Source organism: Arthrobacter sp. SPG23 (genome assembly GCF_000876655.1).
GTDB lineage: Bacteria > Actinomycetota > Actinomycetes > Actinomycetales > Micrococcaceae > Arthrobacter.
Genome location: NZ_JYCN01000009.1, coordinates 121,766 through 144,736 on the forward strand (window position 1 = coordinate 121,766; position 22,971 = coordinate 144,736).

The 22,971-nt window shown below is 66.2% G+C and carries 19 protein-coding genes; 13 read left to right on the forward strand and 6 right to left on the reverse strand.

Features of this window, described 5'->3' with window-relative positions; all coding sequences use genetic code 11:
• The first annotated feature begins 13 nt into the window (after positions 1 to 13).
• Entirely contained in the window at positions 14 to 1,147 is a 1,134-nt protein-coding gene (locus tag TV39_RS03905) for an LOG family protein (RefSeq protein WP_043478628.1), read from the forward strand.
• Positions 1,148 to 1,157: 10 nt separating this feature from the next.
• On the opposite strand, the gene TV39_RS03910 is transcribed toward TV39_RS03905, so the two are convergent.
• Positions 1,158 to 2,066, reverse strand: coding sequence for a matrixin family metalloprotease (locus TV39_RS03910; RefSeq protein WP_082049472.1), 909 nt, complete (start codon positions 2,064 to 2,066; stop codon positions 1,158 to 1,160).
• Positions 2,066 to 3,241, reverse strand: coding sequence for a VIT1/CCC1 transporter family protein (locus tag TV39_RS03915; RefSeq protein WP_043478630.1), 1,176 nt, complete (start codon positions 3,239 to 3,241; stop codon positions 2,066 to 2,068). Before TV39_RS03915 ends, TV39_RS03910 begins: the two co-directional genes overlap by 1 nt.
• 304 nt (positions 3,242 to 3,545) lie before the next feature.
• On the opposite strand from TV39_RS03915, the gene TV39_RS03920 reads away from it, so the two are divergent.
• A complete protein-coding gene (locus TV39_RS03920) occupies positions 3,546 to 3,782 on the forward strand; it encodes a hypothetical protein (protein ID WP_043478633.1) in 237 nt (78 codons plus the stop codon).
• Positions 3,783 to 3,849: 67 nt separating this feature from the next.
• On the opposite strand, the gene TV39_RS03925 is transcribed toward TV39_RS03920, so the two are convergent.
• Positions 3,850 to 5,373 carry a sodium:solute symporter gene (locus TV39_RS03925; protein WP_043478635.1) on the reverse strand — a complete coding sequence of 508 codons (1,524 nt, stop codon included), beginning with the start codon at positions 5,371 to 5,373 and terminating at the stop codon, positions 3,850 to 3,852.
• A gap of 287 nt (positions 5,374 to 5,660) precedes the next feature.
• Here TV39_RS03925 and TV39_RS03930 point away from each other — a divergent pair, with 287 nt between their 5' ends.
• Positions 5,661 to 6,236: a helix-turn-helix domain-containing protein gene (locus TV39_RS03930; RefSeq protein ID WP_043478638.1), complete on the forward strand. Its 576-nt coding sequence runs from the start codon at positions 5,661 to 5,663 to the stop codon at positions 6,234 to 6,236.
• Between the two features lie 48 nt (positions 6,237 to 6,284).
• On the opposite strand, the gene TV39_RS03935 is transcribed toward TV39_RS03930, so the two are convergent.
• Positions 6,285 to 8,261 carry an APC family permease gene (locus tag TV39_RS03935; protein WP_043478640.1) on the reverse strand — a complete coding sequence of 659 codons (1,977 nt, stop codon included), beginning with the start codon at positions 8,259 to 8,261 and terminating at the stop codon, positions 6,285 to 6,287.
• A 385-nt stretch (positions 8,262 to 8,646) separates the two neighbouring features.
• Between TV39_RS03935 and TV39_RS03940 the strand changes: the two genes are divergently transcribed.
• The 6 genes from TV39_RS03940 (at position 8,647) to TV39_RS03965 (ending at position 16,067) form a co-directional block, all read left to right on the forward strand.
• Positions 8,647 to 10,065 carry an ammonium transporter gene (locus TV39_RS03940; protein WP_043478643.1) on the forward strand — a complete coding sequence of 473 codons (1,419 nt, stop codon included), beginning with the start codon at positions 8,647 to 8,649 and terminating at the stop codon, positions 10,063 to 10,065.
• A complete protein-coding gene (locus TV39_RS03945; protein ID WP_043478646.1) occupies positions 10,062 to 10,403 on the forward strand; it encodes a P-II family nitrogen regulator in 342 nt (113 codons plus the stop codon). Before TV39_RS03940 ends, TV39_RS03945 begins: the two co-directional genes overlap by 4 nt.
• Before the next feature lie 98 nt (positions 10,404 to 10,501).
• Positions 10,502 to 11,590, forward strand: a complete 1,089-nt coding sequence (gene speB, locus TV39_RS03950) for an agmatinase (RefSeq protein WP_043478649.1) — start codon at positions 10,502 to 10,504, stop codon at positions 11,588 to 11,590.
• Positions 11,587 to 13,245: a thiamine pyrophosphate-binding protein gene (locus TV39_RS03955; RefSeq protein WP_043478653.1), complete on the forward strand. Its 1,659-nt coding sequence runs from the start codon at positions 11,587 to 11,589 to the stop codon at positions 13,243 to 13,245. Before speB ends, TV39_RS03955 begins: the two co-directional genes overlap by 4 nt.
• Before the next feature lie 194 nt (positions 13,246 to 13,439).
• The gene (locus TV39_RS03960; protein WP_043478656.1) at positions 13,440 to 13,919 is read left to right on the forward strand and encodes a MarR family winged helix-turn-helix transcriptional regulator; all 480 of its coding nucleotides are present in this window, start codon (positions 13,440 to 13,442) and stop codon (positions 13,917 to 13,919) included.
• 108 nt (positions 13,920 to 14,027) lie between these two features.
• A complete protein-coding gene (locus TV39_RS03965; RefSeq protein ID WP_043478659.1) occupies positions 14,028 to 16,067 on the forward strand; it encodes an MFS transporter in 2,040 nt (679 codons plus the stop codon).
• Positions 16,068 to 16,139: 72 nt separating this feature from the next.
• Here the strand turns inward: TV39_RS03965 and TV39_RS03970 are convergent, their stop codons facing one another.
• Both TV39_RS03970 and TV39_RS22205 read right to left on the reverse strand, forming a co-directional pair.
• Positions 16,140 to 17,030 (reverse strand): class F sortase, encoded by an 891-nt coding sequence (locus tag TV39_RS03970; protein WP_082049477.1) that lies wholly within the window; start codon positions 17,028 to 17,030, stop codon positions 16,140 to 16,142.
• Between the two features lie 79 nt (positions 17,031 to 17,109).
• A complete protein-coding gene (locus TV39_RS22205; protein WP_052500477.1) occupies positions 17,110 to 17,922 on the reverse strand; it encodes a hypothetical protein in 813 nt (270 codons plus the stop codon).
• A 425-nt stretch (positions 17,923 to 18,347) separates the two neighbouring features.
• Here TV39_RS22205 and TV39_RS03980 point away from each other — a divergent pair, with 425 nt between their 5' ends.
• The 4 genes from TV39_RS03980 (at position 18,348) to TV39_RS03995 (ending at position 22,964) form a co-directional block, all read left to right on the forward strand.
• Positions 18,348 to 20,081, forward strand: a complete 1,734-nt coding sequence (locus TV39_RS03980; protein WP_043478661.1) for an ABC transporter ATP-binding protein — start codon at positions 18,348 to 18,350, stop codon at positions 20,079 to 20,081.
• Positions 20,078 to 22,120 carry an ABC transporter ATP-binding protein gene (locus TV39_RS03985; RefSeq protein WP_043478664.1) on the forward strand — a complete coding sequence of 681 codons (2,043 nt, stop codon included), beginning with the start codon at positions 20,078 to 20,080 and terminating at the stop codon, positions 22,118 to 22,120. The genes TV39_RS03980 and TV39_RS03985 overlap by 4 nt, the downstream gene beginning before the upstream one ends.
• A gap of 53 nt (positions 22,121 to 22,173) precedes the next feature.
• Complete coding sequence (locus tag TV39_RS03990; RefSeq protein ID WP_043478667.1) at positions 22,174 to 22,590, forward strand: acyl-CoA thioesterase; 417 nt, start codon at positions 22,174 to 22,176, stop codon at positions 22,588 to 22,590.
• Between the two features lie 131 nt (positions 22,591 to 22,721).
• Entirely contained in the window at positions 22,722 to 22,964 is a 243-nt protein-coding gene (locus TV39_RS03995) for a membrane protein (protein ID WP_043478670.1), read from the forward strand.
• The last annotated feature ends 7 nt before the right edge of the window (positions 22,965 to 22,971 follow it).

Here is a 22,971-nt window from a genome sequence, read left to right on the forward strand (position 1 = left end):
CTAGGCTGGCTCCATGAACGCCGCGCACAGCCTGAGTCCCAGCCCCAGAACCCTTGAGGTTGAAAGCCTGGACAGCTTTGACCGGCTGGTAAACACTGGCGTCCGCAGCATGCAGGGCTGGCACGCGCAGTCCCTGGACCTCCGCGGCCGCACCGCTCCGCTCGAAGCCATGGACCCGCAGGGGGCCATCTTCCTGGGCTGCACGTTCGATGACGGTGTGGAGGACTCGCTGCGGAGCCGGGGGGCGTTGATCTTCCCCAAGCTGGACACTGTGCCCTTCAATCCCTACCGGGGCCAGCTGTATTCACCGCAGGAGCTCTACTTCGGTCCGCCGGGCGGCCGGTACGAATCAACGCTGGACGCCCGGATCTACCAGTGGAGCATCCGGCCGGGCCAGCGGCACCGGCTGGACGCCACACTCGCAGCGGCCCTGCATGACCACTCGATCGGTGACGCCCTTGATGAGCTGACACGCTCCGAAGTGTGCCGGGGCCGTCCGATGGTGGGCGTGATGGGCGGCCACACGGCGCGGCGCGGAACGCCGGCCTTCGAGGAGGCGGCCCTCGCCGGGCGGCTTCTCGCCAGGAGCGGACGGGTGGTGGCCACCGGCGGCGGTCCGGGCGCCATGGAAGCCGCCAACATGGGCGCCTACCTCAGCGAACTGCCGGACCCGGACTTCCACGCGGCGTTGGCGCAGCTGGAAGCCGTGCCGGGGTTCCGGCCCTCGGTGTCCGCCTGGGCGCGGGCGGCGGCGGCCGTCGTCGAACGCTATCCGGACGGGACGCCGTCGCTGGGGGTTCCCACGTGGTTCTACGGCCACGAGCCGCCCAACTATTTCGCGACCCACATCGCAAAGTACTTCGCCAACGCCATCAGGGAAGCGATCCTGCTGGAGCTGTGCGACGGCGGTGTGATCTTCCTGCCGGGATCGGCGGGCACCCTGCAGGAAATTTTCCAGGACGCCTGTGAGAACTACTACGGCGCTTCCGAAACCATCACGCCCATGGTCCTCGTGGGCAGCGAACACTGGCAGCGACGCTATCCTGCCTGGCCGTTGCTGCAGAGCCTGGCCTCGGGCAACGCGATGGCGGACAGGATCTTTCTGGTGGACACCGTGGACGAAGCCCTCGACATCGTGGCGGGCTAGCCGAGGCGGGCTAAAGGTCCTTGCGGCAGCCGGTCCTGCCCAGCTGGTAGAGACCGTTGAGGTCTCCGGCGGCGAGGCCGTCCGGAGCGCCGATTTCCGGGTACATGAGCTGCCGCGGGTCATCGACGTGTTCCAGCCCCATCACGTGGGACAGCTCGTGGAGGATCACGGCCGTGGCGTAGGCGGAGCCCTGCGGCCGTTCGAGTTCGCCGGCTATCTGCGGGGCATCGAGGTCCAGGCTGCCGGTCACGAAGGTCTTCGGGCCGCCGTCGAAACTGTAATGGGTGCTGCCCCCGGTGCCGATGACCTGCCCCTTCAGCTTCGGGGCGGCCTCCGGTGTGGTCCAGGCGATGAGGAGCGGCGCCCAGCGTTCGCCGTACGTTTCGGGCTGGTAGGGGTCGCGTTCCTCGGCCGGCGCTTCGGCGGTGGGCCCATCGTTGATGAACCGGATACCTGTGGCGCGCGAGATGGTGCCTATGGCGTCTTCTACCAGGTTCTCCGCACCCGCGGGCGCCAGCCCGGCGTTGACGACGTAGTGCAGCGGACGGCAGGGCGAATAGCCCACGGGCGTCCCGTCGTCGTTCGTGGCCAGGAACTTGAAGGAATCACTGGCTGCGGGCGGTTCCTCCGCTGTTCCCAGCGGCGAGTCCGCTTCCTCGAGCCCCGGGGGAGGCGCGTCCGCGCTGACATCCTTCGCGACGACCCCCGGCTGCTGCTCCGCGGCCTGTCCGTCGGGGACAGTGCTGTTGCGGAACTGGAAGAGCCCCACAAAGCGGGGATCCCCGTAAAACAGGCCGGCGGCCGTGAAAGCTGCCGCTGCGATCACAGCGGTGAGTGCCGCTGTGCGGAGAATCCGGACCGGCGTGCTCAGCCGGCCCGCGTGCCGCGGGCGGCGTTGCCGCGGTTGCGGACCCTCCACTAGCCCACCACCGCGCCGAATGCCATCCCGAGGAGGTAGGTGACGGCGGCTGCGCCCATGCCGATGGCCAGCTGCCGGAAACCGCGGCTGGTGGGGGAGGTCCCGGACAACAGGCCGACGACGCCGCCCGTCAGCAGGAGCGCCATGCCCACCAGCACGGCGGAAACCGCAAGCGCCGCCACGCCCGTCATGCCGAGGACGAACGGGATGATCGGGATGATGGCGCCGGAGGCGAAGAAACAGAAGCTCGATGCCGCAGCGCTCCAGGCGGTACCCACGGCTTCGTGCTGGTCCTCTGCGTCGGGCAGTTCGGGCTGCAGTGACAGGCTGGGATCGCAGTCGCAGTCCAGCAGGCCCGTCCGTTCCGCCACGCGGTGTTCGGCGGCTTCCCGGGACATGCCGCGGGCCAGGTACACAAGCAGCAGCTCGTTGTGCTCAAGGTCCAGCCGCGGGGCGGCGGTCAGGGTGATCTGGGTGGGCCGCGTTGCCGCCAGCAGTTCCCGCTGTGAGCGGACGGAGATGAACTCGCCGGCACCCATGGACAGAGCGCCCGCTAGGAGTCCGGCCACGCCGCTCAGGAGCACCACCTGGCTGCCGACGCCGGACGCGGCCATGCCCATCACCAGGGAAAGATTGCTGACTAGTCCGTCATTCGCGCCGAACACGGCTGCCCGGAAGGATCCTGCCAGCCGGTTCCGGCCGCGGGTGGCGAGGCCGCGGACCACTTCCTCGTGGATTTGTTCGTCGGCAACCATCGCGGGCGTGGACGGGTCTGAAGCATAGGGGGAGCGGCCCTCGGCGCGCTGCGCCAGGGCCAGGACGAACACGGAACCGAAATGCCGGGCCAGGAATCCCAGCAGCTGGCTCCGGAGGGACGCCTGCCGGGGCTTCCCGGCGTGATCGCCGAGGAGCTGGAGCCAGTGGGCTTCGTGGCGGCCCTCGGCCTCGGCCAGGGCCAGAAGGATGTCCCGCTCCTCGCCGCTGCGGTTCTGGGCCAGCTCTCGGTAGACGCGGGCCTCGGCCCGTTCATCCGCGAGGTACTGGCGCCACCGCTTGATGTCGGCCGGGCTGGGGGTGGTCTCCGCGGCGGTACCTTCGGGTTCTACGGGGGCGCCTGCTGCCGGGTTGTCGGCGGGAAGGGCATGGTGATGGTCAGATTTAGCGTGCTGAGACACGGACACTCCTGGGCTAGATGGGGCATGGTTTCGGCCCCATTGCAGCTCCAGCGTACCGCGGATTTACGCGGATTTTCGGCCGGTATTCCTCACCCGGAAGTTTAGGCAGCCCTCAAATGGAGCCCCAAAACGGTGGTACCGGACGGGGTTTTTGCGGCTCGGCGGCGGGGTTGGGCGGCGTTGGATTGCTGCGGCTATTGGGCGGCTATTGACCGCGACGTATGCCGGTGCTGTGATGATTGCCAGGGCAGGTGCTTCCGTAGCCCCACCCCTGGCCGCATAACCAGACACGGAGGTTTGCACCATGGACACCAACGGATCACACCCCACCCACCCGGAGCGGGACACCATCGAATCCGATCCCGCCTACGACTTTGCGGAGGACGCGCCCATCGACGACGCAGCAGAGACCGAGGAAGAGGAACTGTTCGAAGAGGCCGGAAGGCTTGTGCCCCTGGGCGAGGAGGATTTCCTCGGCGACGAGAAACCGGTGGTGCCCCTGGGCGGGGAAGAATTCCTTGAGCCGGAGGAAGACGAGTAGTTAAACGCCCGACGGCGGTGCCTCCCGCGCAGGGGAGGCACCGCCGTCGGGCGCTCTGTTGCCGGTGCTAGTTGGCCAGGGCCGGGACCGGCTCTTCCTCGGGGACGTTGCCCGCCACCCGCTCCTGCCAGTGCTGCATGACCCGGGGGTCGGTGGGCGTGGTGGCCAGGGACACCACGATGTATACGAGCCCCGACGCCAGCAGGCCGTAATAGATCGGCTCATTGGCGTAGATGCCGTCCAGCGGCGCCGCGGCATTGATCTCCAGGTAGATCATGGTGCCCAGCGTGACCACCGTGCCCACCGCCATGGACGCTGCCGCGGCCGCCCCGGTGCCGCGCTTCCAGACGAGCCCGCCAAGGATCGCGACCAGGAGTCCGCCCACCAGGATGTCGTAGGCGATGGTCAGTGCAGCCACGACGTCCTTGGTGACGATGGCGATGAGGATGGCCACGATGCCCAGGCCAAGGACCCACATGCGGTTTGCCCTGACGTCGTGCTCCGGGTTGTCGGTGTCATTGGTGTTGATGTCCTTGCCGAACCAGCTGGCCACGAACGGCAGGACGTCGGCGCGGGCTACTGTTGCGGCTGCGATCAGTGCACCGGACGCGGTGGACATCATGGCCGCAACTGCTGCTGCGAGCACCAGGCCGCCGATGCCGACGGGCAACAGGTTCTGGGCCACCTCGGCGTAGACAACGTCCTTGCCCTCGGTGGCGACGTCGATCTCCGGAAGGGCCACCCTCGCGCCCAGGCCGATCAGTGCGCCTGCTGCGCCGTAGAGGATGCAGTACACGCCGGCCGTTGCGCCGCCCCAGCGCGCTACGGTGGGGGTCTTGGCGGTGAACACCCGCTGCCAGATGTCCTGGCCGATCAGCAGGCCAAGGGTATAGACCACGAAGTAGGTGATGATGGTCTGGACGCCGATGCCGTCGATCTGGAAGAAGCTGTCCTCCACGCGGCTCCGGATTCCGTCCAGGCCGCCCGCTGCGTTGAGCGTGAAGGGCAGCATGAGCAGGAAGATTCCCACCGTCTTGATCACGAACTGGACCTGGTCAGCGAGGGTGATGGACCACATGCCGCCGATGGTGGAGTACACCAGGACGATTGCGCCGCCGATGGCGATGGCCAGTGACCGGTCCCAGCCGAACAGCACCACGAAGATCGTGGCGTAGGCGCTGGTGGAGGTGGCGCACAGCATGAGGGTGTAGGCCAGCATCACGATGCCGGAGGTCTGGGTGGCGCGGCTGCCGTAGCGGAGCGTGAGCATCTGGGACACGGTGTAGATCTTCAGCTTTTGGATGGTGCCGGCAAAGAGCAGGCTCAGCAGCAGAACTCCGGCGCCGATGGCCACCACCAGCCACATGCCGGAGATACCGAACTTGTAGCCAAGGCCCACGCCGCCCACCGTCGAGGCGCCGCCGAGGACCACGGCCGCCATGGTCCCGGTATAGAGGAAGGGGCCAAGCCTCCGGCCGGCCACCAGGAAGTCGCTGTTGTTCTTGGTGCGGGATTTGCCCCACCAGCCGAAGGCCAGCATGGCGATCAGGTACACCACCACAATGGCGATGTTGACGAAGTTTGCGTCCATGTTGATGGGCTCCTTGGAGCGTAGTGGCAGCAGGGCCGGACGTCGCAGGAGGCCGCATAGGCCCCGCCGGAATTCACCTGCCAAAGAGCGGGGATGCAGGGGTGGATCCCTGATGATGACGAGCTGATTGTCTAATAGACAACACTTGTTGCCAAAAGGGTATGTTGTGATCCGCGTAACAGTCAAGGTGCATTGACACCAAGGCCTGTTCCGGCGTCACAAGGTAGGTATCCCGCTAGTATGGCTCCAGCGATGGGGCCGTGCGGCCGGCTGCGAAAGGTTCGTAAATGAAGGCTCTACCAGTTGAACCGAGCAACATTCCGGTTGCCATCGGTTCGCGCATCCGCGCTGCCCGCCAGTCACAGCGGCTCACCATCGAGCAGGTCGCCGACGCCACGGGCCTCACCAAGGGGTTCCTCAGCCGGGTGGAACGTGACCTGACGTCGCCGTCCGTGGCTTCGCTCGTGACCCTCTGCCAGGTGCTGTCGATCTCCATCGGCGACCTTTTTGCCGCCCCTGAAACGCACCTCACCAAGAAGGACGAGGGGCCCCGGATTTCGCTGGGCGGCGAAGGCATCATCGAACGGCTGCTCACCGCCCGCTCCGAGCGCCGCGTCCAGATCATCCAGGCCGTGATCGAACCGCGCGGCCGCGGCGAATCCGAACTCTACGCCGTGGACTGCGATGTCGACGTCCTGCATGTGATCAAGGGCAGCATCCGGCTGATCCTGACCAACGAGGAATACGAGCTGGGCACCGGGGACACTGTGACGTTCCCCGGCCGGGAGCCCCACACCTGGATCAACCCCACGGACGACGCCGTCGAGGTCCTCTGGGTGCTGGTCCCCGCCGCCAGCCGCTGACTCCGCGGGCCGGCTGACTCCGCGGGGGGGCGGCTACCTCGGCGGGGCCTAGCCTACGTGCACCCAGGGCCGGCGGGTGATGTCCGGTTCGGCTTCGCGCAGCACCTCACGGGTCACGGGGGCGATCTCACCCTCGCCGAACAACAGGAACCGTGTCAGGTTGGTGAGCGGGTTTCCCTCGGTCCAGCGGAAGTAGATGTGCGGCATCAGGCCCGTGACATCGCGGAGGTGGAGCAGGACGGCCGCCAGCGTGTTGGGCACGTTGTTGCTGTGGATCTCCAAGATGCGGAAGCCGTGCCGGACCTTTCCGGTGACCATGAGCTCCTGTTCGAAGTCTGAACTGTCGTCCACCAGGATCTCGATGAAGATCGCGTCGCTGTCCGCGGGCAGGTGGTTGGCCAGCTGGGCATGCTCCAGCTTGGCCCGGTACCGCGCCGCGCTGAGGTGCTTCGGTTCGTGGGCAATGAGCCGGATGGGTCCCTCTTCGCTGGCGGCCATGAATTCCAGGGCCCGTTCGTCCAGCCGGATGTGGGTGGCGCGAAGTTCGAACGACCGCCGGACGCGGGAAGCGAAGCTGACCGCCACGATCCCGAGGATGAACAGCGCCGCGATCTTCAGCCCGTCGGGGCGCTCCACCACGTTCGCCACTGTGGTGTAGAGGAAGACGACGGCGATCGCACCGAAGGCGACCGTCCAGCCGCGTTGGTGCCGGCGCCGGGCAGACAATGTGACGGCGATGGACGCGGAGGTCATCAGCACCAGCACGCCGGTGGCGTACGCGCCGCCCTGTGCTTCGACGTTGGCGTCGAAAACCACCGTGATGAGGAAGGCGACTGCGGTGAACACCAGAACCAGCGGCCTGACGGCCCGGGTCCAGGCGGGCGCCATGCCAAAGCGCGGAAGGTAGCGCGGCACCAGGTTGAGGAGGCCGGCCATCGCGGACGCCCCGGCGAACCAGAGGATGGCGATGGTGCTGAGGTCGTACACGGTGCCGAAGCCGTCGCCCAGGTACTGGTGTGCCAGGAAGGCCAGCGCGCGGCCGTTGGCCTTGCCTCCCGGCTGGAACTCGGCTGCCGGGATCAGGAACGTGGTGATGAAGCTGGACGCGATGAGGAACGCGCTCATGATCACGGCGGCAGTGGTCAGAAGCTTGTGCGCGCCGCGGATCCGGCCCTCGGGCTTTGCCTCAGTGTCGTCCGGGCTGCCCTGGATCTGGGGCATGACGGCGACTCCCGTTTCGAAACCGGAAAGGCCCAGGGCGAGCTTGGGGAAGACCAGCAAGGCGATACCGATCATCACCAGCGGGTTGCCGTGCTGCTGGTTGAGGGCGGCCCACCAGTCAGTAACCACGTGGGCTTCGCTGAACACATGCGCGATGCCCACCAGCACCACCACCGCATTGAGCAGCAGGAACACCGCCACCAGGACAACGGCCATGTTGATGGCTTCCTTGAAGCCGCGGAGGAACACGATGCCCAGGCCCGCAATCAATGCCAGCGTAATGGCCACCTCCTGGCCGTGCAGGAACTCCGGAGCGAACGGGTTTTCGATGGCGTGCGCGCTGGCATCCGCGGCCGAGAGGGTGATGGTGATCATGAAGTCCGTGGCGGCGAATCCCAGGAGCGCCAGGACGAACAGCTTGCCGCCCCACCGTGGCAGGAGCCGTTCCAGCATGGCGATGGAGCCTTCGCCGCGGGGGCTCTCCGAGGCCACCCTGCGGTACACCGGAAGGGCGCCGAGGAGCGTCACTGCCACCAGGACCACGGTGGCCAGCGGGGAGACCATCCCGGCGGCGAGGGCGGCAATGGCCGGCTGGTAGCCAAGCGTGGAGAAGTAGTCGACGCCGGTCAGGCACATGACCTTCCACCACGGCTGGGGCGTATGGTCCGCCTGCGGCTGGCCGTGCGGCCCCTGGCGTTTGCCGGATCCTTCGGGCATGCCCTCCAGCAGCCAGCTTCGCAGCCGGTGGGGCTTGCGGTTGAACCGGTCCGAGGGGTCGGCCGGCGGCCTGGTGAGCGTGGTCACGATATCCTTTCACGCAGCGCGCCTTCGGCCGTTGGCGGTCCGGGGTACTGCTCCTGATTGGAGCGTAGGCCCGGGAAAGCCCGTGGGACGTCCGCCTTAACGAAACCTTTACGGCCGCTGTGACGGTCGTCACGGCATGGTGAGATGTACGTCACATTGTGGAAACCTGCCGGAAACCTGGAATTCATGCCCGGACCCGCCGTTTAACCTCCCCGAAAAACATTGCGGCAACGGCGGAAACACCCCGGTTGTAGCGTCGGATTCGGGGAACGACCAGCTGGCGAGTTCCAGCAGGCCGTCGATTTTTAACAGCTGTCCCGTCGTTTTGAATGGTCTCGCCGTAGCCGGCGCCCAGGAGCGCCACTTCTCGAGGAAGGCTCCCGAAATGAACATCTCTGTACTCAATGTGGGAATGGCGGTGGATCCCACAGCGCTCGATCCCGGCGCCACGGCCTGGATGCTGGCGGCTTCCGCCCTGGTCCTGCTGATGACCCCCGGCCTGGCCTTCTTCTACGGGGGCCTGGTGCGGATGAAATCCGTCCTGAACATCATGATGATGAGCTTCGGCGCCATGGGTGTTGTTGCCGTGGTCTGGGCGCTGTGGGGCTACGGGCTGGCCTTCGGGCCCGACACCATGGCCGGGCTCGTCGGGGATCCGTTTGCCAACCCCGGGCTGAGCGGACTGGCCAGCAGCATCGGTGGCAAAGCGCCGGGGCTCCCGGATATGGTGTTCATCGGGTTCCAGGCCACCTTCGCCATTATCACCGTCGCGCTGATCAGCGGGGCCGTGGCCGAGCGGGTCAGGTTCGGGCCGTGGCTGCTTTTCGCCGCCCTGTGGGTCACCCTGGTCTACGCCCCGATCGCCCACTGGGTCTGGGGCGGCGGACTCTTCGGTGCCACGGGCATCGTGGGCAGCAAAATCTCCGCGCTCGACTTCGCCGGCGGAACGGTGGTCCACATGAACGCCGGCATCGCCGGACTGATGCTCGCCGTCGTGCTCGGAAAACGCCTTGGATTCATGAAGGATCCCAACATCCGCCCGCACAACCTCCCGTTCGTGATGCTCGGTGCAGGGCTTCTCTGGTTCGGCTGGTTCGGCTTCAACGCCGGCTCTGAGCTCGCCGCCGATGCCATCGCCGGGCTGGCCTGGACCAACACCCTGCTGGCCACCAGCGCGGCACTCCTCGGCTGGCTGCTCGTCGAGCGGCTCCGCGACGGCCACGCCACCTCCCTCGGTGCCGCGTCGGGGGCCGTGGCGGGCCTGGTTGCCGTCACCCCTGCCTGCGGCTTCGTTGACCCCGTTGGGGCAATCCTGATCGGGGCCGTGGCCGGCGCGGTGTGTGCGCTCGCGGTGGGCCTCAAGTTCCGGATCGGCCTCGACGACTCCCTTGACGTGGTGGCCGTGCACTTTGTCGGCGGACTCTGGGGAACGCTCTCGCTGGGATTCTTCGCCGTTCCCTCCGCCAAGACCGAGGGCGGGCTCTTCTACGGCGGGGGCCTGACGCAATTCTGGCCCCAGATCCTCACCGCGCTCATCGTCACGGCCTGGAGCGCCATCATGACCACGCTGATCGGGTACGCCATCCACAAGACGATGGGCATGCGGGTGTCCGAAGCCAACGAGCGGTCCGGCATCGACGTCACCGAGCATGCCGAAACCGCATACGAACTACTGATGGTGGGCGGAACCTTCCACCCCGGCGAACACCACGGCAAGCCAGGGCCGGCAGACGCTCCTGCAGCGGAAATCCCCGCGGACGCAACGGAGCAGAACCAGGCTGAGCGGGGCAGGGTGCGGACGTGAAACTCATTACGGCCATCGTCCGGCCGGAAAAGATCGAGACGGTCCGGGCCGCCCTGGAGGGGTTCGGGGTCAACGGCATGACCGTGAGCCAGGCAAGCGGCTACGGCCAGCAGCGCGGCCATGTGGAGGTCTATCGCGGAACCGAATACAACTCGGACCTCCTGCCGAAGGTGCGCGTGGAGGTGCTGGTTACTGAAGAGGCCATGGACGGCGTGATGGCGGCCATCGAAGCCGGTGCCAACACCGGGCGCTTCGGTGACGGCAAGATCTGGACAATCTCCGTTTCCGACGCTGTTCGGGTGCGCACAGGGGAGAGGGGGCCGTCCGCCATCGACTGAGCAGCGGCTGGATTGGTAAACACTTGATGCACATCAGGAAACTGAAGTGTATGATAGGTGTCACACTACCGATCCATCCTCGAAGGAGAGGCGTTCCTTTGGAAGAGCTGCGCATCGAGGCCAACGGCAACCTTGGCCCTATCGATTCATCCCGTATTCCCCGCTATGCAGGGGCCGCGACCTATGCCCGCCTGCCGCGGCTGGACCAGGTGGCCAAGGCGGACATCACGGTGGTGGGAGTGCCCTTCGATTCCGGCGTTTCCTACCGCCCTGGTGCCCGTTTCGGCGCCAACCATGTTCGCGAGGCGAGCCGGCTGCTCCGCCCCTACAACCCCGCGTGGGATGTCAGTCCGTTCGAAAACGTCCAGGTCGCGGACGCCGGGGACATGGCCGTCAACCCGTTCAACATCAATGAGGCCATCGAAACCATCCAGCAGAATGCCCTCGACCTCACCGCCGGCGGCAGCAAGCTGGTGACCCTCGGCGGCGACCACACCATTGCGCTGCCGCTGCTGCGGGCCGCTGCAGAGCGCGCCGGTGAGCCGGTGGCCATGCTGCACTTCGATGCCCACCTGGACACCTGGGACACCTACTTCGGCGCCGAATACACCCACGGAACCCCGTTCCGGCGCGCCGTCGAGGAAGGCATCCTGGACACTGAAGCCATCAGCCACATCGGCACGCGCGGCCCCCTCTACGGCAAGAAGGACCTCGACGACGACCACCGCTTCGGCTTCGGCATCGTCACCTCCGCGGACGTTTACTACCAGGGCGTCCTGGAAACGGTGGCCAAGGTCCGCGACCGCATCGGCAACCGCCCGCTGTACATCTCCGTCGACATCGACGTCCTGGATCCCGCGCACGCGCCGGGCACCGGCACGCCGGAAGCCGGCGGCATCACCAGCCGGGAGCTGCTGGAGATCATCCGCGGCTTCCGCGGCATGAACCTCGTGGGCGCGGACATCGTGGAAGTCGCTCCGGCCTACGACCACGCTGAAATCACCGGCGTCGCGGCCAGCCATGTAGCGTACGAACTTGTCACCCTCATGGCGGACTCCGCTGTCGAGGGCAGCAGGTTCGGTGCCCCGAACGGCTACGCCGCGCAGGCCCTGGGGCAGGAAGCCCGGCGCCAGGCAGGATTCGCCGCGAGCACTCCCCAGCGCGTCGAAACCGGCGTCTCCCCGTGACTGGCGTCCGCAACGGCGGGGACCTCGTCGTCGAGACCCTCGAAGCGCTGGGCGCGAAAACGGTCTTCGGCATTCCGGGCCAGCACGCCCTCGGCCTGTTTGACGCGATGGGCCGCGGAAACCTGCACTTCGTGTCCTCCCGGGTGGAAAACAACTCGGCATTTGCCGCCGACGGATATTCGCGCGCCACGGGTGAGGTTGGCGTGTTGTTCCTGTCCACCGGTCCGGGCGCTCTGACGTCACTGGCCGGGTTGCAGGAAGCATATGCCACGGGTGTGCCCATGGTGGTAGTGGCCAGCCAGATTCCGCTGGACGGCCTCGGTGCCCGCCGCAAGGGCATGCTGCACCAGCTTGATGACCAGAAGGCCTCGGCCGCGAACGTCACCAAGAGCCAGCGCCTGATCCAGCACGCCTCCGGGATCCCGTCGGCCATCCAGGATGCCTGGACCGAGGCGATTTCCTCGCCGCAGGGGCCCGTCTGGCTGGAGATCCCGCAGAACGTGCTGCTGGATCCCATCATGGTCCCGCCGGTGGAGGACGCCCTCGCCGAAGCGGCGGACAACCCGCCGCGGGTGGAGCTTGTTCGCGAGGCCGTGAAATGGCTGTCGACGGCGGAACGTCCCGCCATTATTGCCGGCGGCGGCACGCGCCGCGGCCGGGCCGAAAAGTCGCTGCTGTCCATCGCGGAAAAGCTTCGGGCGCCGGTGATCTGCACGCCCGGCGGTAACGGCGCGTTCCCGTGGAACCATGAGCTCTCGCTGCAGTCCTGGATCGAGGACAGGTACATGACGGACCTGCTCGAGGACGCGGACGTGCTGATCGTCATCGGGTCCTCGCTGGGCGAAGTCACGTCCAACTACTTCACGTTCGAACCGCGCGGCCGGATCATCCAGATCGACGCCGAACCCCGGGTCCTGGAGTCCAACCGGCCCGGCCTGGGCATCCGCGCCGACGCCGGCCAGGCCCTCGCCGCGCTGGACGCTGCCCTGACGGTTGAGATTGTCGAAACCAGGGCCGACTGGCACGGCAGCACCCCGGAAGCGCTGGTCAAGGAGTCCCTGGCCAAGGTCGCGGCGAGGCTGGAGTCCCAGGACCTCGGCAAGGAACTGAGGTTCATGGCGGACATCCGCGACGCCGTACCCGCGGACATGCAGACCTTCTGGGACATGACCATTTCCGCGTACTGGGCCTGGAGCTGCTGGGATGCCCGCGAAGGGCAATTCCACTCCGCCCAGGGTGCCGGCGGCCTTGGTTTCGGCTTCCCCGCAGCCATCGGCGGGGCGGTGGGGCTGGGGACCGCAGGCAAACACGGACGTGTCCTGGCGGTTTCCGGTGACGGTTCCGCCATGTATTCCATCTCCGAACTGGCCACCGCAAAGCAGCACAATGTGCCGGTCACCTGGCTGATCGTGGACGACGGCGGGTACGGCATCCTGCGCGAGTACATGGTGGGCGCGTTCGGCAAGGCCACTGCCACCGAACTGGGCCGCCCCGACTTCGTCAAACTCGCCGAAGCCTTCGGCGTCCCGGCCGTCCGGGTGGCACCGGAGGACGTGGGGGACGCCCTGAAGGCGGGCTTCGCCGCAGACGGACCGAACGTCGTCGTCGTCGAAACCCTGCTGAAGATGTTCGGCCCCACCCACCTGGACGTCTAACGGCCCCGTCAGCACACCCCGCCACATAGCGCGAACGGACACTTGAGGCCCCATTTCCACTCGGATTTGGGGCCTCAAGTGTCCGTTCGCGCTTGGCGTTTAAGGGTCTGAGTGCCCGGCCGCTTGTTCCTTAGTTTCCCAAAGCAACCATTTCATTATATAGTTGCCTTGGGCAAGCAAAGGGGTTATCAAGCATGGCAGTTGCACCAGAAACCGCGGCCGATCTGGTCTACCAGATCTTCGACCTCCAGCGGGCGGTCCGCTGCGTCGCCGTCGCAAGCATGCGGGGGCAGGAAACCGGCGTGGCGCTGCAAGGCGTCCTGCGGTTCGTGGGGGAGGGGGAGTCCAGGGCCACGCACCTCGCCGCGAGGCTGGGTGTCAGTGCTCCCGTCCTGAGCCGGCATATTGCGGACCTTGAAGAGCACGGGCTTGTGGTCCGGCGCCCTGATCCGGAGGACGGGCGGGCGCAGTTGGTGGCGCTGTCCGAGGCCGGGGCGGCCAAGCTGCGCGCGATAGAACAGCAGCGCACGGCAACGCTGCAGGGCTACCTGCAGGACTGGAGCCAGGTCGACGCCGAAGAGACCGCGATCATCCTCAAAAAACTTGCTGGATCCCTCAGGGACTCAGCCCGGGCAAAGACGGCCGGATCCACCGAAATCATTCCTCACGCTTAGGAGCTGCACATGGCAAGCCACGCCACAGCCACCGGTCCGTCCCGGGCCCCGTCACCGTCGTCACAACCGTCATCCAGGCAGCCGCATTCACCGGCGCCGCAAGCTGCGATGAGCCACCGCCAGATCATGGAGGCCCTCACCGGCCTGCTGGCCGCGTTCTTCACCGCGATCATCAGCAGCACCATCGTGGCCAACGCACTGCCCACCATCATGTCCGAGCTCAAGGGCACGCAGACAGACTTTGCCTGGGTGATCACCGCAGCACTCCTGGCCAACGCCGCCACCACGCCGATCTGGGGCAAGCTCGCCGACCTCTTCGACAAGAAGCTCCTGGTCCAGCTGAGCATTGTGATTTTCGTTGCCGGCTCCGTCATGGCGGGCCTGTCCGAAACGATCCCGCTGCTGCTGACCGCCCGCGTTATCCAGGGTGTCGCCATGGGCGGACTCACGGCGCTGGCGCAGGCCATCATCGGCTCCATCATTCCGCCCCGCGACCGCGGCAAGTACTCCGGTTACATGGGCGGCGTGATGGCCGTGGGCACCGCCGGGGGACCGCTCCTCGGTGGATTCATCGTGGACAGCCCGCTCGGCTGGCGCTGGACCTTCTTCGTCTGCGTCCCGTTGGCCGTCATTGCACTCATCCTGCTGCAGATCACGCTGAAGCTTCCCCACGTCAAGCGCCACGCGAAGATCGACTGGCTGGGCTCCATCCTCCTCACCGCGGGCGTCAGCCTGCTGCTGATCTGGGTGTCCTTTGCCGGCAACCCGGAGTACTACGACTGGTGGTCCTGGCAGACGGCCGCGATGGTGGGCGGCGGCGTGCTGCTCCTGGCCCTCCTCGTGGTGGTGGAGTCCAAGGTGGAGCAGCCCATCATCCCGCTCAAGATCGTCAGCGAACGCACCACGGCCCTTGCCATCCTGGCTTCCGTTGCGGTGGGCGTCGGCATGTTCGGGTCCTCAGCATTCCTGGGCCAGTACTTCCAGGTTGCCCGCGGCGCCACCCCCACCGAAGCCGGCCTCCTGACGCTGCCCATGATCGCCGGCAACCTCCTCGGGTCGGTCCTGTCGGGCCAGTTGATCAGCCGCACCGGCAAGTGGAAGCGCTACCTGATCGCGGGCTCCATCCTGTTGATCGGCGGCCTGGGTCTGGCCGGAACCATCGACCACACCACCGAGCTCTGGCTGACCGGCCTCTACACCGCGGTCCTGGGCCTCGGGCTCGGGCTGCTGATGCAGAACCTCGTGCTGGCAGTGCAGAACACCGTCCGGGCCTCCGACATCGGGACCGCCAGTGCCTCCGTGGCGTTCTTCCGTTCAGTGGGCGGCGCGATCGGCGTATCCGTACTTGGCGCCGTGCTGGCCAACCGCGTCAAGGAACTTGCCACCGAAGGGCTCGCCGCGGCCGGGATTCCGGTCACCGGCGGATCCGCGGGAGCCAGCATGGACCTCCAGGACATGCCCGCCCCGATCCGGGACATCATGCGGGCGGCCTACGGCGACGCGACAGCCGAGATCTTCCTGATCTCCGCAGTCATCGGCATCATCGCCCTTGTGGCCATCCTTTTCATCAAGGAACAGCCGCTGCGCCGCACAGTTGATATCGTGCCCGCCGCATCCGGGAACGGCGCCGAGCCCACGAACGGCGCCGAACCCACGAACGGCGCCGAGCCCACGAGCGACGCCACTGTCACCGCCGGCGGCTCCGGCAGTGTGGACCTTGACCGGGAGTTCATTGAGGTCCTGAGCAGGCAGCGCGCCCACGAGTCACGCTTCCCGGACGCGGCACGGCAGGACCGGGACATCCCCGGCGACCACGACGGCAGCCGCGGCGGCGACGCCGAAGCAAATGCGCGGGAGGGTTACCGGGTTCGTGCCCGGACCATGGTGGCTGACCCGCGGCCCGAAGCGGCCGACGTCGTGCCCGTCCTGCTGCGGACCCAGCAATTGCTGGCGGAGCAGCAGCTCCAGCTGGCAGAGGCGTTGCGTGCCGTCCACGAGCAGTCGGCGGAACAGCGGGAAATCGCTGCCGAACAGGCACGCATCAGCGAGCAGCTCACCACCCTGCGGCGCCAGCTCGCCAAGGAGCGGAAGCTGCAGCGCGCGGCGGCCGACTACATCGCAACGCATGGACGGCACCGGAGCGAGTAACCACGGGAAACGTTTAAACACAAAACGTACGACGGCGAGGGCGGCTGAGTGCCGCCCTCGCCCTCGCCGTCGTCAGGGCTCCGGGACCGGAGAGGCCACCACCACCACGTTCTTCCCCCAGGGATCTTCGGTGTAGCAGCTGATGAGGACCAGGCGGTTGGGAACGCCGGTCCAGATCGGGCTGTCCTTCAGGCTCGATTTCACGTAGGTGTCCACGGAATCCACCCGGTAACGCATGGTTCCGGTGGCTGTGGTGGCTTCGAAAACATCCCCCGGGACGCTCGCGGCGCTGAGCCGGTTGAACGGAGCATCGCGCCCCTCCCAGCTGTGGCCGAGGATATAGGTGGTGTTGGTGGACCCGGCGCCGGGAACGCCGAAGCTCGTAACCCAGTAGCCGTCCACGGTGATCGGCGGCACGATTGCCTGTGATTCCAGTTCCTCCGGCGTGGGCGTGAGCGGATGGATGGTGACGTCCAGCCCGGCGGCCGGATAAACGATCCTGGTGGGGGCGGCGGCGGCCGGGTAGTTCGGAATTTTCTGTGGCGCTTGCTGTGCGGCGGGCGCAACAGCCTTGGAACCGTAGCCGCCCTCCGCCGCCGAGCCCTTGCCGCTCCAGGCGAAGGTATCGGGCGGGATGGCAGAGCCAGGGGAAGCGGGGGTGGCCGCCCGTGAATACGGGGCAGCTTCCAGGTGGAGTCCGGTCCCTCCGGAGGGGTGCCCGGAAGATACGATTCCCGGCAGGAACGTCAAAGCGAAGAAGGCGACGACGCCGGCGAGCAGCAACAGCCGATCACCGCGGTTGAGAGACAGGCGCTGCAAGAACGGCAATTTCCGCGCAAGGCGCTGGAGCCAGGGCTGGTCGGAGGCGCCGTCCTGGCGGGGGCGGGGCTCGCCCGCTTCCGGTGCTGCGCTCCGGCTGCCGAGGGGCGGCACGGCCGCGGGCTTGTGGCCGGGGAAGGTCATCGGAACTCCTCCGTAGGATGTGGTGTGGACGGGCACCGCACCGTGATGGCGGATGCCCGTCCTCGCCGCGGGACGGACCTTACTTGGATCCGGGTGCATCCTGCAGGCGTCCCCGCTGCCTCAGGGCAATCAGCCCCGTTGCCCCCAGGAGCGCCGCCAGGCCGCCGAACCAGGCCGGCATTCCGGTCCCTGGCTGGCTTCCGGCCGCCGTCTGGGCGTTGAAGCCCCGGTTGACCACAGGTACTACTGCGGCCGCCGCGCCGACTGGTGCCGCTGCGGCTCCTGCTCCCGCTCCCGCAGGAGTCTGTGCCGGCGGAGTAACGGCCGGTGGAGTCACCGCAGGCGGTACCACTGCCGGGGGAGTTACCTCCGGCGGAGTGACGACCGGCGGGACGACCACCGGGGGTTTTTCTTCCTCTTCTTTCTCTTCTTCTGCGACGCAACCACCGGCCGGGACCGGGTAGATGTCGGCGCGGCCGTTGTGTCCGTCCTTGTGGCCGTTCCACCAGGCCTTTTCCGGAATGGTGATCACAACGTACGGGTTCTTTTCAGATCCCGTGGCGTGGCAGATGGTGATCTTGTCCGGGCCGTGGCCCCAATCGTCATCATCATCCTTGCCGCCACCGCCTCCGCCGTGTCCTTCTCCACTGGGACAGCCGGACGCCGGTGCCGGAATCATGTCGCCCTCATGCGAGGCATGGCCGCCATTGCCGTTCACCGCATTTTCGCTGACCGTGATGTGAACGTACGGGTTCGATTCCGAGCCCGTGGCGTGGCAAATGCTGACTTTCTTGTCGCCGTGATCGCCCTTGTCGCCGCCGGCATTAGCCGGAGCTGTGACGCCTACTAATGCAATGCCTGCGATTCCGGCAGTTGCGAGGATTCTCTTCATGGGATTCTCCATCTGGATCATTGGGGACTGACCAGACTGCGGGAACGGGAGGCACACGGAGGAGCCGTCCGTTGTTCGTAGATGCCCAGATCACCTGCGACTCTCCTGCAGAGTTGTCAACTAACTGACCTCTTCACGCTAGGCCCCGGACACTGGAGTAGTCGCGAGTAGCCGGTACTTGACTGGGTACCCGTTTTTCACAGCCGGGCCCCTTGGAACCGAGGGGCAACACCCGTTTCACCCGTAACAAGGGACACGTGGGGAGCTTTTTTTCCCCAAGGGCGCTACGCCGTTCGGATGATATTTGCGGGGCGTTGTTTCGCACAGGCAACGGATTTCGTAGAGTGGGAAGGCTGAGAGTGTCAGCCCCTGCTGGTATTACTTTCCTGCACTCACTTCGCGCTCTTCCCAAAGGACTCCCGGGCATGCTTGTCACCCTCATACGGCGCTACTCCAAGCCGTATTTGCCGTATATCGCGGCAGTCATTCTTTTCCAGCTGGCATCAACCATCGCGGCCCTCTACCTTCCCAGCCTGAACGCACAAATCATCGACGAGGGAGTCTCCCGCGGAGACACCGACTACATCTGGAGAACGGGCGGGCTCATGCTTGGGGTCGCGCTGGTCCAGGTAGCCACCGCCGTCGCCGGCGTGTACTTCGGTTCCAAGGCTGCCATGGCGTTTGGCCGGGACCTGCGGCGCGGCGTCTTCCGCAAGGTGACAAGCTTTTCCGCCAAGGACGTCAATGTGTTCGGCGCACCCACGCTGATCACGCGTGGCACCAACGATGTCCAGCAGGTGCAAATGCTCGTGCTGATGGGGCTGAACTTCATGGTGGCCACGCCCATCATGTGCATCGGCGGCATCGTCATGGCGTTGCGCGAGGACCTGAGCCTGTCCTGGCTGGTGTGGGTTTCCGTTCCGGTGCTGATTGCGGTGGTGGGATACCTCGTGGTCCGGCTCATGCCGCTTTTCCGCTCGATGCAGACAAAAATCGACCGCATCAACGGCATCCTCCGCGAGCAGATCATCGGCATCCGCGTGGTCCGCGCCTTCGTCCGCGAACCGCACGAGTCCCAGCGTTTTGGCGACGCGAACCGCGAACTCACCGACGTCTCCCTGAAGATTGGCGCACTGTTCGTCCTGATGTTCCCCGCCATCGGCATGATCCTCCACGTCTCCACGGCCGCCGTGCTGTGGTTCGGCGGCCAGCGCGTGGATGCCGGGGAGATGCAGGTGGGCTCCCTCACCGCCTTCCTGCAGTACCTGCTGCAGATCCTCATGGCGGTCATGATGGGGACGTTCATGGCCATGATGATTCCGCGGGCCTCAGTCTGTGCGGACCGCATTGGTGAGGTGCTCGACGTCGAGCCCTCCATCCACGAACCGGCGGCGCCGGTGGCGCCCGCCCAGCGGACCGGACGCGTGGAGTACCGCAACGTCTCATTCGCCTACCCGGGGGCCGAAGAACCTGTCCTGAGCAACATCAGCTTCACCGCCGAGCCCGGCCAGACCGTGGCCATCGTCGGGTCAACCGGCGCCGGCAAGACCAGCCTGCTGTCACTGCTGCCGCGGCTTTACGACGTCGCGTCCGGTGAGGTCCTGCTCGACGGCGTTTCCATCACCGACCTCGAACGCTCCGAAATCACCGGCCGGGTGGCCATGGTGCCGCAGCGGCCCTACCTCTTCTCCGGGACCATCGAGCACAACCTGCGCTTCGGCAAGACGGAGGCCACGGACCAGGAACTGTGGGATGCCCTCACGGTGGCCCAGGCGGCTGACTTCGTCCGGGAAAAGAAGAACGGTCTCGGTTCCCGGATCGCCCAGGGCGGCACCAACGTGTCGGGCGGCCAGCGCCAGCGCCTGTGCATCGCCAGGGCCCTGGTAACCCGGCCCAAGGTGTACCTGTTCGATGACTCCTTCTCGGCGTTGGACGTCGCAACGGATGCCAGGCTGCGCCGTGCGCTCAAGGCAAAGACCGCGGATGCCACGGTCATCATCGTGGGTCAGCGGGTGTCCACGATTGCCGACGCCGACCAGATCCTGGTGCTGGACAACGGCAGGATCGTGGACCGGGGAACACACGAGGAACTGCTGCTGAGTTCCACCACCTACCAGGAAATCGTCGAGTCGCAGCTGACCGCGGAGGAAGTGGCATGAGCACCAACGAAAGACTCGCCGCCGGCCAGGAACCGGTTCCCGCGGAAGACGACGACTTCTACGAAGAGGAGTACAAGCCCACGGAGGCCGACGGCGACATGTTCGGCGGGGCGCCCGCGAAGAAGGCGGAGCATTTCTGGCCGTCCGCCAAGCGCCTGATGGGTTTGCTGAAGCCCGAGTCAGCCGGTATTGCCGTTGTGCTGGCCATGGTGACAGTCGCCGTCGTCCTCAACGTCATCGCCCCCAAGATCCTGGGGCAGGCCATGGACGTCATCTTCGGGGGAGTGGTGGGAAAGCAGCTGCCCGCCGGCGTCAGCAAGGACCAGTTCGTTGCCGGGCTGCGGGCCCAGGGTGAGAACAACTTCGCGGACATGATCGCCAAGATGGAACTCGTTCCGGGTGTCGGAATCGACTTCCAGAAGTTGTCGTTCCTCATCAGCGTGGTGCTGGTGATGTACTTCGTGGCGAACATTTTCACCTGGCTGCAGGGCTACGTCCTGAACGTGCTGGTGATGCGCGTTGTCCGGAAATTGCGTGACGATACCGAGAAAAAGCTCAACCGGCTGCCGTTGAACTACTTCGACACCCGCCAGCGCGGCGACACGCTCTCCCGTGTCACCAACGACGTCGACAACATCCAGCAGGCGCTGCAGCAGGCCTTCGCGCAGCTGCTCAGTTCCGCGCTGACAGTGATCGGCATCGTGATCATGATGTTCATCGTGTCGTGGCAGCTGGCCCTGATCGCCCTGGTAGCCCTCCCGCTGTCCGGCGTGGCCGCCGGCATCATCGGCTCGCGAAGCCAGAAGCTGTTTGCCGCGCAATGGAAAAATACCGGCCAGCTCAACGGCCAGATCGAGGAATCATTCTCCGGCCACGACCTCGTGCGCGTCTTCGGCCGTGACGCGGACATGCTGGAACGCTTCGACGAACGGAACGAAGCCCTCTACAAGGCCAGCTTCGGAGCCCAGTTCGTCTCCGGCATGATCATGCCGGTCATGCAGTTCCTCTCCTACCTCAGCTACGTGGGCATCGCAGTGGTGGGCGGGTTGCGGGTGGCTTCCGGCGGCATGAGCCTGGGCGATGCCACCGCCTTCATCCAGTACTCCCGCGAATTCACGCAGCCGCTGGGACAGATGGCGGGCATGGCCAACATGCTGCAGTCCGGCGTTGCCTCGGCGGAGCGTGTCTTCGAATTCCTGGACGCGGAGGAACAGGATGCCGAAACTGCCACCGAGCACCTGCCCGCCAAGACCGACGGCCACGTGGAGTTCAAGCATGTGACCTTCAGCTATTCGGCGGACAAGCCCCTGATCGAGGACCTTTCCTTCACCGCCGAGCCGGGGCATACCGTGGCGATCGTCGGCCCCACCGGCGCAGGCAAGACCACGCTGGTCAACCTGGTGATGCGGTTCTACGAACTCACGTCGGGAAGCATCACGCTGGACGGCGTGGACATCACGCACCTGAGCCGTTCCGAACTGCGGGCCAAGGTGGGCATGGTCCTGCAGGACGCCTGGCTGTTCGGCGGCAGCATCTACGACAACATCAAATATGGAAACCTCAACGCCACCGAGGACCAGGTCATGGAGGCGGCCCGGGCCACGTTCGTGGACCGCTTCGTCCGGGCACTGCCGGAGGGCTACAACACGGTCATCGATGAGGAAGGCAATAACGTCAGCGCTGGCGAGAAGCAGCTCATCACCATCGCACGGGCTTTTGTGGCCAACCCCTCCCTGCTCATCCTGGACGAGGCCACCAGTTCGGTGGACACGCGCACGGAAGTCCTGGTCCAGAAGGCCATGGCGGCCCTGCGGACGGACCGCACCAGCTTTGTGATTGCGCACCGGCTCTCCACCATCCGCGACGCCGACACCATCCTGGTGATGGAAGCCGGACGGATCGTGGAACAGGGCAACCACCACGACCTGCTGGAAAACAAGGGCGCCTACTACCGGCTGTACATGTCCCAGTTTGCGGGCGAGGACGCGGAGGCGGCCCTGGCTGATGCGGCGGACGACTCGACGGCGGTGCGAAGCTGAGCGCCGCCGGCCGGACCGTGCCAAGCGGGCGGCGCATCGAGGTCCTGGTACCCATGCGCTGGGGAGACATGGACGCCTACGGCCACATCAACAACGTGCAGATCGTGCGGATCCTGGAGGAAGCGCGCATCGCGGCCTTCGGACCGCCCCGCGGGGCCGGCCTTCCCGGGGTCGAGCCGCAGGTGTCCCTCTTCAACGACGTTGAAGAAGGCACCATGGCCTTGGTGGTGGAGCACAAGATCCGCTACGTCAGGACGCTCGAATACCGGAACGTCCCGGCCGTGGTGCAGTTGTGGATCGGCGCCGTCAAAGGCGCCAGCTTCGACATCCACTACTTGTTGCAGGACCCCGTCACCCGGGAAGACTGCGTGAAGGCCACCACCCACCTGGCGTTCGTGGACGAGGCCACCGGCCGGGTACTTCGCCTGACCCCGGAACAGAAGGAGCGGCTGGCCCCGTTCACGGCCTGAGCCCAAAGCCCCTACCCCGGGCACGGCTGCGTCCCTAGTATCGTCACTACATGATCGCCCGTATGTAGCACCAAACGGCAGTCATCAACCGAACCACTCCAGCGCACCAACGGAATCAGGGAGCATCAGCCATGGCCACTAAGAAAAAGAAGAAGTCCTGGAAGGAAATGCCGCCGCTCGCACGGTTTGGGACGGTGGTGGCAGCTGCCGTGCAGCTTTCCCTCCTGATCGCAGCCCAGCGCGACATTTCCCGACGGCCCGCCGAGCAGATCCGCGGCAGCAAGGCGATGTGGCGCGCTGTCACGCTGATCAACTTCGTCGGCCCGGGAAGCTACTTCGCATTCGGGCGCAAGAACCTGCCCGCCGCCCGCTAGCCGCCGG

Coding starts and splice junctions, on each gene's coding strand:
- TV39_RS03970 (WP_082049477.1), bottom strand. CDS start 17,030: ATGACCTTCCCCGGCCACAAGCCCGCGGCCGTGCCGCCCCTCGGCAGC.
- TV39_RS22205 (WP_052500477.1), bottom strand. CDS start 17,922: ATGAAGAGAATCCTCGCAACTGCCGGAATCGCAGGCATTGCATTAGTA.
- TV39_RS03995 (WP_043478670.1), top strand. CDS start 22,722: ATGGCCACTAAGAAAAAGAAGAAGTCCTGGAAGGAAATGCCGCCGCTC.
- TV39_RS03905 (WP_043478628.1), top strand. CDS start 14: ATGAACGCCGCGCACAGCCTGAGTCCCAGCCCCAGAACCCTTGAGGTT.
- TV39_RS03985 (WP_043478664.1), top strand. CDS start 20,078: ATGAGCACCAACGAAAGACTCGCCGCCGGCCAGGAACCGGTTCCCGCG.
- TV39_RS03980 (WP_043478661.1), top strand. CDS start 18,348: ATGCTTGTCACCCTCATACGGCGCTACTCCAAGCCGTATTTGCCGTAT.
- TV39_RS03965 (WP_043478659.1), top strand. CDS start 14,028: ATGAGCCACCGCCAGATCATGGAGGCCCTCACCGGCCTGCTGGCCGCG.
- TV39_RS03990 (WP_043478667.1), top strand. CDS start 22,174: ATGCGCTGGGGAGACATGGACGCCTACGGCCACATCAACAACGTGCAG.
- TV39_RS03960 (WP_043478656.1), top strand. CDS start 13,440: ATGGCAGTTGCACCAGAAACCGCGGCCGATCTGGTCTACCAGATCTTC.
- TV39_RS03925 (WP_043478635.1), bottom strand. CDS start 5,373: ATGGACGCAAACTTCGTCAACATCGCCATTGTGGTGGTGTACCTGATC.
- TV39_RS03940 (WP_043478643.1), top strand. CDS start 8,647: ATGAACATCTCTGTACTCAATGTGGGAATGGCGGTGGATCCCACAGCG.
- TV39_RS03920 (WP_043478633.1), top strand. CDS start 3,546: ATGGACACCAACGGATCACACCCCACCCACCCGGAGCGGGACACCATC.
- TV39_RS03930 (WP_043478638.1), top strand. CDS start 5,661: ATGAAGGCTCTACCAGTTGAACCGAGCAACATTCCGGTTGCCATCGGT.